Below are 13662 nucleotides of genomic sequence, written 5' to 3'. Positions count from 1 at the left end.
ACGATCGAGAGCTAGCGTAGGTGCGTGACGGAAATTTCCCAGGTCCCACCGACCCCGCCGGCCGAGCTTCCCGGCACCCTCGGCGAGCTGCGCGCCGCCGGGCACCGGTACCGGACGGTCAAGCAGGAACTCCGGGACAACCTGCTGGCCCGGCTCCGGTCCGGCGAACCCCGCTTCCCCGGCATCGTCGGCTACGACGAGACCGTGCTCCCCGAGGTCGAGCGGGCCCTGCTGGCCGGGCACGACATGGTGCTGCTCGGCGAGCGCGGCCAGGGCAAGACCCGGCTGATCCGCGCCCTCGGCCAACTCCTCGACGAGTGGACCCCGGTGATCCGTGGTTCCGAGCTGAACGAGCACCCGTTGCACCCGCTGACCCCGGCGTCCCGCCGGGCGGTCGAGGAGTCCGGTGACGAGCTGCCGATCGGCTGGCTGCACCGGTCGATGCGGTACGGCGAGAAGCTCGCCACCCCGGACACCAGCGTCGGTGACCTGATCGGCGACGTGGACCCGATCCGGGTGGCCCAGGGGCGTACCCTCGGCGACCCGGAGACGATCCACTTCGGACTGGTACCCCGGACCAACCGGGGCATCTTCGCCGTCAACGAGCTGCCCGACCTGGCCGAGCGGATCCAGGTGGCCCTGCTCAACGTGCTGGAGGAACGGGACATCCAGGTACGCGGCTACCAGCTCCGGCTGCCGCTGGACCTGCTGCTGGTGGCGAGCGCCAACCCCGAGGACTACACCAACCGGGGGCGGATCATCACCCCGCTCAAGGACCGGTTCGGCGCCGAGATCCGCACCCACTACCCGCTCGACCTGGAGCTGGAGCTGGACCTGATCCGGCAGGAGGCGGCGCTGGTCGCGGCCGTGCCGGAGCACGTACTGGAGGTGCTGGCCCGGTTCGCCCGGGCGGTGCGGGAGTCCCCGGCCGTCGACCCGCGCTCGGGTGTCTCGGCCCGGTTCGCCATCGCCGCCGCCGAGACGGTCTCGGCCGCCGCACTGCGCCGGGCCGGGCTGCTCGGCGCCGGCGGGCCGGACGGGCAGCCCGCCGCCCCGGCCGACACCGAGCCGGTGGCCCGGGTCGGTGACGCGGTCTCGGTGACCAGCACCCTGCGTGGCAAGGTCGAGTTCGAGAGCGGCGAGGAGGGCCGGGAGATCGAGATCCTCGGTCACCTGCTCCGGACCGCCACCGCCGAGACCTTCCGGGCCCGGATGGCCGGGTTGGACGTCTCCGGCTTCACCGCGCTGGTCGCCGACGGCGCGATCATCGAAACCGGTGAGCTGGTCGGCCCGACCGAGCTGCTCCGGCAGGTCGGCACCGTACCGGGGCTGGCCAAGGCGCTGGACCGGCTCGGGCTGGGCGACGCGCCCACCCCGGCGGAGGCGGCGGCCGGGATCGAGTTCGTACTCGAAGGGCTGCACCTGACCCGGCGGCTGGCCAAGGACGTGACCGACGAGGGCCGTACCCGCTACGGCGGGCGCAGCCCCGACGGTGGCCGTGGCCCCGGCGAGCGTGGTCCGGGCGAGCGCTCGACCCGCGACGACGACTGGGCCTGAGCGTGGCCGGCGGAAACCGCTTCCGGTACGGCTCCTGGCGCGGCGGCCCCGACCCGCTCGCCCCGCCCTACGACGTACGGGCAGCAGTGGATTCGGTCGGCGCCGAGGTGCTGGCCGGCGGCAGCCTGCGCGAGGCGCTACGCAACCTGCTCCGGCGCGGCCCGCAGGGCCGGGGCGGCCTGGACGACCTGGTCGCCCGGGCCCGGCGGATGCGCCGGGACGCGCTGCGCCGGGGTGACCTGGACGGCGCGGTGACCCGGGCCCGGGCCCTGCTCGACCAGGCGCTCGCCGCCGAGCGCGACGAGCTGCGTGGCCGGGACGACGACAACGCCCGGTTCGCCGAGGCGGTGCTGGACAACCTGCCCTCGTCGACCGCCCGGGCGGTGGAGGAGCTTTCCGGCTACGAGTGGGCCAGCGACGAGGCCCGGGCCGCCTACCAGCAGATTCTCGACGGGCTGCGCCGGGATGTGCTGGAGCAGCGGTTCAGCGGGCTCCGGGACGCGATGCGCGGTGCCGCGAATCCGGCGGCGCAGCGGCAGCTCTCCGAGATGCTGCGCGACCTCAACGACCTGCTGGCCCGGCACGACCGGGGCGAGGACACCACCGACGCGTTCGCCGAGTTCATGCGGCGGCACGGCGAGTTCTTCCCGGAGAACCCGGAGACGGTGGACGAGCTGGTCGACGCGCTGGCCCGGCGGGCCGCCGCCGGGGAACGGCTGATGCGCTCGCTCTCGCCGGCCCAGCGCGAGGAGCTGTCCCGGCTGATGGAGTCCTCGCTCGGCCCGGAGTTGGCCGGGCAGCTCTCCGCGCTGGACGCCAACCTGCGCTCGCTCCGCCCCGACCTGGCCTGGGACCGCCGGGAGCGGGTCCGGGGCGACCAGCCGCTCGGCTACGGCGAGGCGGCCGGGGCGCTCGGCGAGATCGCCGACCTGGACGACCTGCTGGACCAGCTCGGCCAGGAGCATCCGGGGGCGACCCTGGACGACATCGACGTGGAGTCGGTGCAGCGCAATCTGGGCCGGGACGCCGCCGACGACGTACGCCGGCTGCGCGAACTGGAGCGGGAGCTGCGCCGGCAGGGCTGGGTGACCCGGGGCGCCGAGGGGCTGACCCTGAGCCCGAAGGCCCTGCGCCGGCTCGGCGGTACGGCGCTGCGCCGGATCTTCGCCGAGTTGCGGAGCGGCCGGCAGGGGCAGCACGACCTGCGTTCGGCCGGTGCCGCCGGTGAGGTGACCGGCGCGTCCCGCCCCTGGGAGTACGGCGACGAGCAGCCGCTCGACGTGGTGCGTACGCTCGGCCGGGCGGTCCGGCGCGGCGGTGCCGGGGTGCCGGTGGCACTGGCGGTCGAGGACTTCGAGGTGGTGGAGACCGAGCGGCGCGCCTCGGCGGCGGTGGCGCTCTGCGTCGACCTCTCCTTCTCGATGATCTCCGAGGGTCGCTGGGGGCCGATGAAGCAGACCGCGCTGGCGCTGTCGCACCTGGTCGCCACCAGGTTCCCGCAGGACGCGTTGCAGATCATCGGCTTCGGCCGGGAGGCGATGCCGCTGACCCAGCAGGAGCTGGCCGGGGTGGAGCCGGACATGGTGCAGGGCACCAACCTGCAACACGCGCTGATGCTGGCCGGCCGGCACCTGCGCCGGCACTCCGGCTCCGAGCCGGTGGTGCTGGTGGTCACCGACGGCGAGCCGACCGCGCACCTGGATCCGGAACTCGGCGGCGGGGTGTTCAACTGGCCGTCGTTGCCGGAGACCATCCAGTTGACGGTCGCCGAGGTGGACAAGCTGACCCGGTACGGCGCCACGATGAACCTGTTCATGCTGGGCGAGGATCCCGGGCTGCGCCGGTTCGTCGACGCGGTGGCGCGGCGCTGCGGCGGCCGGGTCTTCACCCCGGAACTGGACGACCTCGGCGAGTACGTGGTCTCCGACTACCTGCGCGCGCGGCGCGGCCGGCGCGGTCGCTGACCGATCGGGGCGGGCGGCCGGTCCGGCGATAACCGGGTGCGGCACGGGAACTCTTCCTAGACTCGGTCGAATGGAGACGGCCGAGCTGCGCCGGGCGTACGCGGACCTGCTCGCCGAGGTCGACGGGGGCTCGTTCGGGCCACCGCCGCCGGGGGAGTTGACCGTCGAGGAGGTGCTGGTGCACCTCGCCGCCAACGACGAGTTGCTGACCGAGGCGACCGAAGCGGTGCTGGCCGGCTCCCCGTGGGCGTACTACGACGGGCAGTCGACGCTGCGCCCGCAGGTGGACGCGATGCTGCCGCGCGACGGCGGGCTGCCCGAGCTGGCCGCCCGGCTGCGCTCCACCAGCGAGCGGCTCTGCGCGCTGGTGGACCGGCTGGGGCCGGAGGCGGAGACGCCGGTCGACTCGCATCTGCGGGAGGGCTTCGAGCTGCACATCGAGGAGTCCCTGCCGTGGGGGCGGATGCTCGACATCCACGGCCGGATCCACCTGCCGGCGCACCTCGAACAGGTGCGCGCCATGCGTACCGACGGCCGGTAGTTGCGCGTGGGAGCGTTCCCACACTTCGGGACGTCGTGATCTAGCGATCGTTCGCAGCATTACCTTCCTGTTAACCGATGGGAGTGAATATGTTGCGACGTCAATCCGTCGGGCGCCTCTGCCTGGTCGGCGCGGCCGCCCTGATCGCCCCGCTCGTCGCGTTCGGCACGCCACCCGCCGCCGGACAGCCCGCCCCGGACCAGGCGGCGGCGGCTGCCGTGCCACCCCTGGACCAGCTCACCGTCAGCACCACTCAGCTCGCCTTCGGCCTTCAGCGGCCGACCGCGATCTTCGCCCCCGACGACGGCAGCGACCGGCTGCTGATCGCCGAGAAGCAGGGGACGATCCGGGTCTACCACCCGGACACCGGGCTGGCGACGGACCCGCTGCTCGACATCAGGGACCGGGTCGACACCTCCGGCAACGAGCGCGGACTGCTCGGCCTGGTCACCACGCCGGACTTCGGGCAGACCCGGACCCTGTACGTCGCCTACACCGCACTGCCCGAGGGCACGGTCACGCTCTCCCGGTTCACCCTCGACGCGGCCGACCAGACGCCGATCCCGGCGGACGGGGAGCAGGTGATCCTGACCCAGGCCCACGCCGAGTTCTCCAACCACAACGGCGGGCACGTCGCCTTCGGCCCGGACGGCTACCTCTACTGGAGCATCGGCGACGGCGGCGGTTCGGACGACGTACTCAACTCGGGGCAGAACCTGAACACCCTGCTCGGCAAGATCCTCCGGCTCGACGTGAACCGCTCCTGCGACGGGCGGCCGTACTGCGTACCGGCGGACAACCCGTTCGTGGGCACCGCGAACGCCCGGCCGGAGATCTGGACGTACGGGCTGCGCAACCCGTGGAAGTTCTCGCACGACCTCGGCGGGGACGGCTCGCTCTGGATCGCCGACGTCGGGCAGGGCACCTTCGAGGAGATCGACCACCTGGGCGCGGACCAGGCCGGTGCCAACCTCGGCTGGTCCTGCCGGGAGGGGCCGCAGGTCTTCAACCCCGACCGCTGCCAGGCCGGCGCCGAGTACGTCGAGCCGATCTACTCGTACCGCACCTCGACCGACGGCTGCGCGGTGATCGGCGGGTACGTCTACCGGGGCGAGGAGTACGCCGAGATCGCCACCGGCACCTACCTGGCCACCGACTACTGCTCCGGTACGGCGTTCGTGGTGCGGCCCCCGGCCACCCCCGGTGGGGCGTACCAGACCCGGGCGCTGACCGAGCTGACCATCCAGCCGACCAGCCTCGGCCAGGACGCCAACGGCGAGCTGTACCTGGTGAACGACCTGCCGGGCCAGCTCCACAAGATCGAGTTCGGCACCACCGCCCCGCCGGCCGCCTGCCGGATCAGCTACCGGGTCGACCAGCAGTGGGGGACCGGCTTCAACGCGACCGTGACGGTCACCAACACCGGCACCGAGCCGGTCAGCGGCTGGACGGTGGGCTGGACCTTCCCCGCCGCGCAGCGCGCCGGCACCTTCTGGAACGCCGCCGGCAGCCAGTCCGGCGCGGTGGTGACCGCCCGGAACGTCAACTGGAACGGGAACATCGCGCCGGGCGGCACGGTCCAGTTCAGCTTCCTCGCCTCGAACACCGGCCCGAACCCGGCACCGACCGCCTTCACCCTCAACGGCAACACCTGCACCTGACGCCGCGAGCCGATCCGTCCACAACGCTGAAATCCGCCGAGGGGCCCCGCCGCACCAGCGGGGCCCCTTCGCTACGCCTGGGCCGGGTCGACGCCGACGGCCCGGGGCGCCCGGAAGGTACGCCGGTAGGCGGTCGGCGGCACCCCGATCCGCTGGTGGAGCTGTTGCCGCAGCGCGGCGGCGGTGCCGAAGCCGGACCGCCGGGCCACCTGGTCGACGCCGAGATCGGTGGTCTCCAGCAGCAGCCGGGCATGCTCGGTGCGCTGCCGCAGCAGCCACTGCGCCGGGCTGAGGCCGGTCTCCTCGCGGAACCGCCGGGTGAAGGTCCGGACGCTCATGCTGGCGTGCGCGGCCATCTGCGGCAGGGTCAGCGGCTCGTGCAGCCGGTGCTGGATCCAGTCCCTGGTCCGGCCGGTACCGGTCTCCGCCGCGTCCGGCAGCGGTCGTTCGATGTACTGCGCCTGCCCGCCGTCCCGCCAGGAGGGCACCACGCAGCGCCGGGCGGACCGGTTGGCGACCCCGCTGCCGTGGTCGGTCCGGATGACGTGCAGGCACAGGTCGAGGCCGGCGGCCACCCCGGCCGAGGTGAGCAGGTCGCCGTCGTCCACGAAGAGCACCTCGGGATCGAGCCGGACCCTCGGGTGGAACCGGCGGAACCGGTTGGCGTACGCCCAGTGGGTGGTGGCGACCCGGTCGTCCAGCAGTCCGGCGGCGGCGAGGACGAACGCCCCGGTGCAGATCGACATGATCCGTACGCCCCGGTCGTGCGCCTCGCGCAGCGCCGCGCGAATCTCCGGGGCGACGGTGCCGTCGGTCAACGGCGGGCCGTCGTGGATGCCGGGCAGCACGATGGTGTCGGCGTCGGCCAGGATCTCCAGCCCGTGGTCGGGCAGCACCTGGAACCCGGCGGTGCTGCCTACCGGCCGGCCGCCGGAGGTGCAGGTGGTGACGGTGTAGAGGGGCTCCTCGTCAGTGTCACGGGCGGTGCCGAAGACCTGGGCCGGGGTGCCGAGGTCCAGTCCCACCACCGAGTCCAGGGCGAGCACCACGATCCGGTGCGGCCGGGGCGGTGCCGATGTCGACCGGCGGCCGGTGCGGCCCTGACCCGATGTGCCCATGCCCGGGCGTGCGTCCGAGGAGTTCTCCGGCGGCGTACCCGCCGGCGTGATGATGGTCACCCGCTGCTCCGCTCTTCCGTCGTGTTGGCCCAATTCTTGCGCATCATGGCTTTCCGGCCACTCGTCCGGGGTCCCGCCGGCCCGCAGACTCGTCGGGTGAGCTCCCGCCGCCTGCACCCCGCCTGGGTGGTCGCCGCCGTCGCCTTCGTCGCGCTGGTCGGCGCCGCCGGGTTCCGGGCCACCCCGTCCGTCCTGCTGCATCCGCTGCACGCGGAGTTCGGCTGGCCGCTGGCCACCATCTCGGCCGCGGTCTCGGTCAACCTGCTGCTGTTCGGGCTGACCGCACCGTTCGCCGCCGCCCTGATGGACCGGTTCGGCATCCGGCGGGTGGTGGCGGCCGCGCTGACGCTGGTCGCCGCCGGCAGCGGGCTGACCGTGTTCATGCGGACCAGCGCGGAGCTGATCCTCTGCTGGGGCGTGCTGGTCGGGCTGGGTACCGGGTCGATGGCGCTCGCCTTCGTGGCCACGGTGACCGGGCGGTGGTTCGTCAAGCGCCGGGGACTGGTTACCGGGGTACTCACCGCCGGTGGCGCCGCCGGGCAACTCGTCTTCCTGCCGCTGCTGGCGAACCTGGTCGAGGCGTACGGCTGGCGGACCGCCGCGCTGGTGGTGGCCGGCTCGGCGCTGGCCGTCGTACCCCTGGTGGGGTGGCTGCTCCGGGACCACCCGGCGGATCTCGGCCTGCCGCCCTACGGTGCGACCGAGGTCGTGCCGGCGCCGGTCCGGACCGGCGGGGCGGCCTCCCGGGCGCTCCGGGCGCTGCGCACCGCGGCCCGGACCCCGGCGTTCTGGCTGCTCGCCGGCGGCTTCGCGATCTGCGGCGCCTCGACGAACGGCCTGGTCGGTACGCACTTCATCCCGGCCGCGCACGACCACGGGATGACCGAGACCGCCGCCGCCGGCCTGCTCGCCCTGGTCGGGCTCTTCGACATCGCCGGCACCATCGCGTCGGGCTGGCTGACCGACCGGTTCGACAGCCGGGTGCTGCTCGCCGGCTACTACGCGCTGCGCGGGCTGTCGCTGCTGGTGCTGCCGAGCCTGTTCAGCGGCTCGACCCGGCCGAGCATGCTGGTATTCGTGATCTTCTACGGGCTGGACTGGGTGGCCACCGTGCCGCCGACGGTGGCGCTGTGCCGGGAGTACTTCGGGGCCAGCGGTGCCGTGGTGTTCGGCTGGGTCTTCGCCGCTCACCAGGTCGGGGCGGCGGTGGCGGCCACCGGCGCCGGGCTGATCCGGGACCAGCTCGGCAGCTACACCCTGGCCTGGTACGCCGCCGGGGCGCTCTGCGCCGCCGCCGCGGTCTTCTCGATCCTGCTGCGCCGCCGCCCGGGCCAGCCCGGCGAGCCGGACGCGCCCGCCGCCCCCACCACTTCGCTGGCCGGACGATCCGGGGCACCGGTGTCAGCAGGCTGACGGGACAGTGTCGGTAACCCGACAGGAGATTACTCATGGTTACGACACCATTACTCTATGAATGCTGGTGTGCTCACCCTGGTGGTTTCCGGGCCGGTCCCCGGTAGCGCGCGCGGCGACGCCGAATCCGCCTCCGCGCTGGCTCGGGAGCTGCACACCCGGACGATCCTGCACGTCGTCCGGCCCGGTGTCGACGATCCGACGGTCCCGCCCGATCCCGACACGCCGCCCGACCCGCACGCACCGCCCGAACTCGGCGGAGTGCCCGGTCGCGGCGACCTGTCCGACCTCGGCGGGTTCGGCGGCACCGGCGCGTTCGCCCGCAAGGGCGGTGCCGCCGGATCACTGGCCGAGCTCGTGGTCACCGGCCTCTTCTCGGCCAGCACCGTCGCGGCGCTGGCCCAGGTCGCGGTCGCCTTCCTCGAACGCGGCGCCGCCCGGCGGATCACCCTGCGGGACGGCCGGCGCACCCTGACGATCAGCGCACCCAGCGAGGACACCGAGCAGATGGTGGTCGAGTGGCTCGGCGTGCCGCCGACACAGAGCGGCCCCGGCCCCGGTGCGGATTAACCCGCCGGCCGGCCGTTACGCGCTGCTGGTCGCGGTCGGCGAGTACGACGACCCGTCGCTGGACCAGCTCCGGGCTCCCGAGCAGGACGTGGAACGGCTGGCGGCGGTGCTGGAGGACCCGTCGGTGGGCAACTTCACCGTGCGCACCCTGCAGGACGCCTCCGACCAGGAGGTACGCCGGGAGATCGAGGACCTGCTCACCGACCGGGTCAACGACGACCTGGTGCTGCTCTACTTCTCCTGCCACGGCATCGTCGACCCGTTCCACCGGCTCTACTTCGCCGCCGCCAACACCGTGCGGACCCGACCGGCCAGCACCGCCATCTCCCGCTCCTTCCTCAACGAGCAACTGGAGGCGTGCCGGGCCGCCGCCAAGGTCCTGGTGCTGGACTGCTGTTTCGCCGGTGCGTTCGCCGAGGGCTTCAAGGGCGCGCCGCAGGGTGCGCTGGAAGGCCAGGTCGGCCGGGGGTACGTGGTGATCAGCGCCTGCGATAGCTACGAGTACGCCTTCGAGTCCGACGGCCTGGTCGAGTCCGCGCCCCGTGGCTCGATCTTCACCGACGTGCTGCTGGAGGGGCTGGCCACCGGCGGTGCCGACCTGGACGGCGACGGCCGGGTCGGCGTCGACGAGCTGTTCCGGTACGTCCACGACGGGGTGGTCCGCCGCCGGCCGGACCAGAAGCCGAAGTGGAGCGCGTACAACGCCGAGCCGCACATCTATCTGGCCACCGTCCCGCCGACGGCCAACCTGCCCGGGACCGGCGAGGGCCGACCGGGCGGGGTGGTCAAGGAGACCGTCGCGGCAGTGCCCCGGCCCAGCAACTTCAACCGGCACCAGGCGATCGTCGCCCGCGGCTTCCGGGCCGGCGCCGATCTGGTACGGCGTACCTTCGGGCCGCTCGGCCGGCGGGTACTGGTCGAGGACGCCTCCGGCGCCTACCACGAGCTGGCCGACGCGGCGAGCGTGGTGCGGCTGTTCACCGCGTACGACACCCGGGACGCGATCGGCGCCAGCTATGTCCGGGAACTGGTGGAGGGGGTACGGCACCGGGTCGGCGACGGCGCCACCACCACCGTGGTACTGGCCCAGGCCATGCTGGACGGTGCCTCGGCGGCGTTGCGGGCCGGCGCCAACCCGGTGGCGCTGTGCCGGGGGATCGAGTCGGCCGCCCTGGCGGTCCTCGCCGAACTCGGCGACCTGGCGGTGCCGGTGGAGACGAAGGAGCAGCTCAGGATGGTCTCCACGATCGCCTCCGGCGACGAGGTGATCGGCGACCTGCTGGCCACTGCGATGGAGCGGGTCGGCAAGGACGGCGTGGTGATCGTCGAGGAGAGCAACCTCTTCGGGCTCGAACTCGAACTCACCAGGGGGACGAGGGTGCCGGCCGGGCACGTCTCGCCGTACTTCGTGACCGACCCCGAGGAGGCCGAGGCCGTGCTGGACGATCCGTCGATCCTCATCGTCGACCAGCGGCTCTCCGCCGTACCGGAGTTACAGCCGCTGCTGGACGAGGTCGGCCGGTCCGGGCGGCCGCTGGCGGTCTTCGCCCGGGACGTCCGGGACGCCGCCCTGACCGCGCTGATCGTCGGCAAGATGCGGCACACCCTCAACTCGGTCGCGGTCCGGCTGCCCTGGCCGGACGAGGAGCGCTGCACCGTGATGGCGGACCTGGCGCTGCTCACCGGGGCGCAGGTGGTCGGCGACGCCGAGGGCGGGCTCGCCGCCGCCACCGCGCAGGTGCTGGGTGGTGCCCGAAAGGTGATCACCACTCGCCGGGACACCACGCTGGTGGACGGGGCCGGCGATCCGGACCTGGCCCGGCGCCGGGTGCAGGGGCTGCGGGCCGAGTTGGCGCGGCAGGCGGCCGGGCAGGACCGGGAACTGCTGCGGGAGCGGCTGGCCCGGCTGGGCGGCGGGGTGGCGGTGATCCGGGTCGGCGAGTCGACCGAGGGGCAGCTCAAGAAGCGCAAGCGGCAGATCGACGACGCGGTACGCAACGCCAAGGCGGCCGTCGAGTGGGGACTCGTCCCCGGCGGCGGGGCGGCCCTGCTGACCGTCGCCGGTCGGATCGGGCCCCGGCTGCCGCCCGGCGGTGACGAGGCGCTCGGCTACGCGGTGGTGGTCGACGCGCTGGTCGCGCCGTACGAGGAGTTGATGCGCAACGCGGGGCGGGACCCGGAGGCCGGACCGGCCGACCTGTGCCGCCGTGGTCCGGGGGTCACCTTCGACGTGGTGGCCGGGACGTACGTCACCGCGCTGGACGCCGGCATCGTGGACGCCGCCGCGACGCTGCGCCAGGCGGTCACCGCCGCGGCCGGGGTGGTGACCCGCTACCTGATGATCGGCTGACCGCGTCCGGGGCCGGTGGGGGATTCGGCCGGCGGGTGGAGCGGGAGTTGGCGGGTGGCCGGCGCAGGGCTTGCCCCGCGCCGGCCCCAGCCCATGCTGCTACGTGGTGCCGCCGACGTGCAGCAGGTCAGCGATCCGTTCGGCGACCGGTCCCGCCTCCAGGTGCAGCCACGACACGTTCAACCGGTCGTCGCCGAGCACGGCGAGCAACACCTGGTCGCTCACCCCGTACACCGTGAAGTAGCCCTGGTGGCTGTGGACCGTCAGTTCGCGCAGCGGACCCTGTTGGAGCGTCAGGCCGCACTGCCGACCGAGCCCGAAGGTGGTCGCCGCGAGCGCGGCGAGGTCGAGCGGCTCGGGGCCGGCGGTGAGGTCGTGCACGAGGAGCCGCCCGTCGATGCCGGCGAGCACGGCACCGCGTACTCCGGGCACCCGGTCCCGGAGCACACCCAACTCGGCGTGTACGGCCGACTGGCCGGACCGGGGCTGGCCGGCGGCGCCGGGACCCGGTTGGTCGAAGGCGCTCTCGGGCAGGGCCTCCTCGCCGCCGCTGTCCAGCCGGGCCCCTGGAGAACGCCGGGGCAGCGGGCTGTCGAACAGGTCCCCTCTGGCGTCCTGGAACTGCGTCACGGTCATCACCGCTCCTCGACCTGGCGCGCGTGGCGCGGGGCGGATGCGAGGTCAACCTGGGGGCAGGCCGGAGCAGCATGACGGATGGGTTCCTTGCCCGCGCGGGAACTCAGCGGCCGGATCAGCTGGTGCTTCGCCACTGACAGCGCCTCCATTCTTGGTGTGAACGTCACTGCCCGTAGTGCCGTCACCGCTGGACGGCGAATGTGGGCGGCGGCCGGTCTGACGCGCGAGTTGCTCCTCGGGGGAGAGTGGCATGCCGTGGTGCAAGTTGCATCTCGCGAGACAGGTATTTGTCTGTGCAGCTAACTTACTGTTGACCCGTCCGCGAGGGAACAGGGCGATACGACCGATGTTGCGCGGCATGGGCGGTCGTTCTACGCATCACATCACTGCGCACAGTGACCAAAACGGAGTGTGATTGCACGTGGCGTCTGCAAACCGCAAATGCACGTGCGCTTCCCAGGTCATCACGGGACGCGAGTGGACGGCATCGAGGTGCTGTGTCAGAGTGCAAGGGAAGACATTTACGAATACAACTGTCTGATGCGCTGATGCGGGGAGAAGCGCGGTGCTGCCCATCACCGCCCTACGTGGAACGGGTGAGCGACGTTGATACCCCTCGGGGCGGGGTCGCTGCTCGAATACCGGGTGACCGACGCGATGTGGGTCTGTGCCGGGGTCGTACGCGTCGCCCGGTCCTTCTTCTGCCTGACCGATCCCGATCCGCCGCCACGCTGGCACTGGCAGGCCAACGCCCGGGACAACGGCCTGGTGGGAGTGACCGAGGGAGCCATGCTGGTGCGTACCGGCTGCGGCGGCGGCTGGGTCAACCTCACCGTCGAGCTGCACGCCGAACGGCCGGCGGCGGAGACGGCCGGCTGGGACGACGCGGTCGAGATCTCGTACCGGACCGAGGTCGGCCAGTCGCACGTCCGGTCGGCGCGCGGCGGCGGTACCGACTTTCCCCGGGTCAGCTTCCGTGGCGCGGGCAGCTACCGGATCCGGGTGCACGCCCGGGGGCGGCATTTCTGCGTCGGCCGGCCCGTCGCCGGCCGGGTGGAGGACTACCTGTTGCAGGTCTGGCCGGCCCCGGTGGGGCGTACCGAGATTCTCCGGGCGGCCGGCGGATGACGGGCCGCCCGGTGCGGGACCGGCTCCGGGAGACGCCCGTGCGCGGTGCCGGGCCGTCGTCGGTGGTTTCGGGCTAAGCGGACGGATTGTCCGACATCGGGACCCGGGGCGACGACATGCTTCGCTGGTCGGTCCGCCGCGCGACCCGACGCCGGCGGGCCGCCCTCCGCCGACGTGGGGGCGGGCCGGTGGAGGTCGGTCACCGGCGCGACGTCGTCGGTGGCCGACCCGGACAGGCCCCGGGGCGGGCGCCCGCAGTACGGCCGTCACCTTCCCCCGTAGTTGACGGCCGGCCCAGCCCGCCCCGGTGCCGACCCTCCGGCACCTAATCGGTCCGGCTTCGGCAGCCGCCGGCGGGGCCCGGACGATAACCGGGAGGTCAAGGTTTGGTTATTGAGGATATCCAGCAGGTCTCTCCGTGCTATACCGTGACCGGGTGAGAGTCGAGCGGCACTGGTGGAACGGCGATCGGGGTCCGCGCTCACGGCGCGACGTCTACATTCGTACGGATGGGCAGCGATGGGAAGTCGAGGCCCAGGTCGGGGGCGCCCAAGGGCGCTCGAAGGTGCAACAGTGCCCCGGTGAGGCGTCCGCGCGCATCCTCGCGGATGCCTGGCTAGGTGGGCGCCCGGGCTGGCGAGAGATGGTGCTCTGAGCCGACCGC

General features: G+C 73.1%; 10 protein-coding genes. 8 read left to right on the top strand and 2 right to left on the bottom strand.

What is annotated here, in order from left to right; all coding sequences use genetic code 11:
- The first annotated feature begins 24 nt into the window (after window positions 1–24).
- The 4 genes from AAH979_RS19100 (at window position 25) to AAH979_RS19085 (ending at window position 5723) form a co-directional block, all read left to right on the top strand.
- Window positions 25–1557: a sigma 54-interacting transcriptional regulator gene (locus tag AAH979_RS19100; RefSeq protein ID WP_346259474.1), complete on the top strand. Its 1533-nt coding sequence runs from the start codon at window positions 25–27 to the stop codon at window positions 1555–1557.
- A gap of 2 nt (window positions 1558–1559) precedes the next feature.
- Window positions 1560–3521 carry a hypothetical protein gene (locus tag AAH979_RS19095; RefSeq protein WP_346259473.1) on the top strand — a complete coding sequence of 654 codons (1962 nt, stop codon included), beginning with the start codon at window positions 1560–1562 and terminating at the stop codon, window positions 3519–3521.
- Between the two features lie 70 nt (window positions 3522–3591).
- Window positions 3592–4062, top strand: coding sequence for a hypothetical protein (locus tag AAH979_RS19090; RefSeq protein WP_346259472.1), 471 nt, complete (start codon window positions 3592–3594; stop codon window positions 4060–4062).
- An 89-nt stretch (window positions 4063–4151) separates the two neighbouring features.
- Entirely contained in the window at window positions 4152–5723 is a 1572-nt protein-coding gene (locus AAH979_RS19085; RefSeq protein ID WP_346259471.1) for a PQQ-dependent sugar dehydrogenase, read from the top strand.
- Between the two features lie 71 nt (window positions 5724–5794).
- Here the strand turns inward: AAH979_RS19085 and AAH979_RS19080 are convergent, their stop codons facing one another.
- Window positions 5795–6841 (bottom strand): helix-turn-helix domain-containing protein, encoded by a 1047-nt coding sequence (locus AAH979_RS19080; RefSeq protein WP_346259496.1) that lies wholly within the window; start codon window positions 6839–6841, stop codon window positions 5795–5797.
- Window positions 6842–6997: 156 nt separating this feature from the next.
- Here AAH979_RS19080 and AAH979_RS19075 point away from each other — a divergent pair, with 156 nt between their 5' ends.
- From AAH979_RS19075 to groEL, 3 genes are read left to right on the top strand one after another with little or no spacing between them, the layout of a single operon-like run.
- On the top strand, window positions 6998–8314 hold the full coding sequence (locus AAH979_RS19075; RefSeq protein ID WP_346259470.1) for an MFS transporter: 1317 nt from the start codon (window positions 6998–7000) through the stop codon (window positions 8312–8314).
- Window positions 8315–8371: 57 nt separating this feature from the next.
- On the top strand, window positions 8372–8884 hold the full coding sequence (locus tag AAH979_RS19070; RefSeq protein WP_346259469.1) for a hypothetical protein: 513 nt from the start codon (window positions 8372–8374) through the stop codon (window positions 8882–8884).
- Window positions 8874–11234: a chaperonin GroEL gene (gene groEL, locus AAH979_RS19065; protein WP_346259468.1), complete on the top strand. Its 2361-nt coding sequence runs from the start codon at window positions 8874–8876 to the stop codon at window positions 11232–11234. The genes AAH979_RS19070 and groEL overlap by 11 nt, the downstream gene beginning before the upstream one ends.
- Window positions 11235–11333: 99 nt before the next feature.
- Here groEL and AAH979_RS19060 read toward each other — a convergent pair whose 3' ends face one another.
- Window positions 11334–11870: a roadblock/LC7 domain-containing protein gene (locus AAH979_RS19060; RefSeq protein ID WP_346259467.1), complete on the bottom strand. Its 537-nt coding sequence runs from the start codon at window positions 11868–11870 to the stop codon at window positions 11334–11336.
- 606 nt (window positions 11871–12476) lie between these two features.
- Here AAH979_RS19060 and AAH979_RS19055 point away from each other — a divergent pair.
- Window positions 12477–12998 carry a hypothetical protein gene (locus AAH979_RS19055; RefSeq protein WP_346259466.1) on the top strand — a complete coding sequence of 174 codons (522 nt, stop codon included), beginning with the start codon at window positions 12477–12479 and terminating at the stop codon, window positions 12996–12998.
- The last annotated feature ends 664 nt before the right edge of the window (window positions 12999–13662 follow it).

Source organism: Plantactinospora sp. ZYX-F-223 (genome assembly GCF_039649625.1).
GTDB lineage: Bacteria > Actinomycetota > Actinomycetes > Mycobacteriales > Micromonosporaceae > Plantactinospora.
The sequence above is the reverse complement of the archived record's forward strand: the minus strand, read 5'-3'. Positions and strand labels throughout refer to the sequence as shown.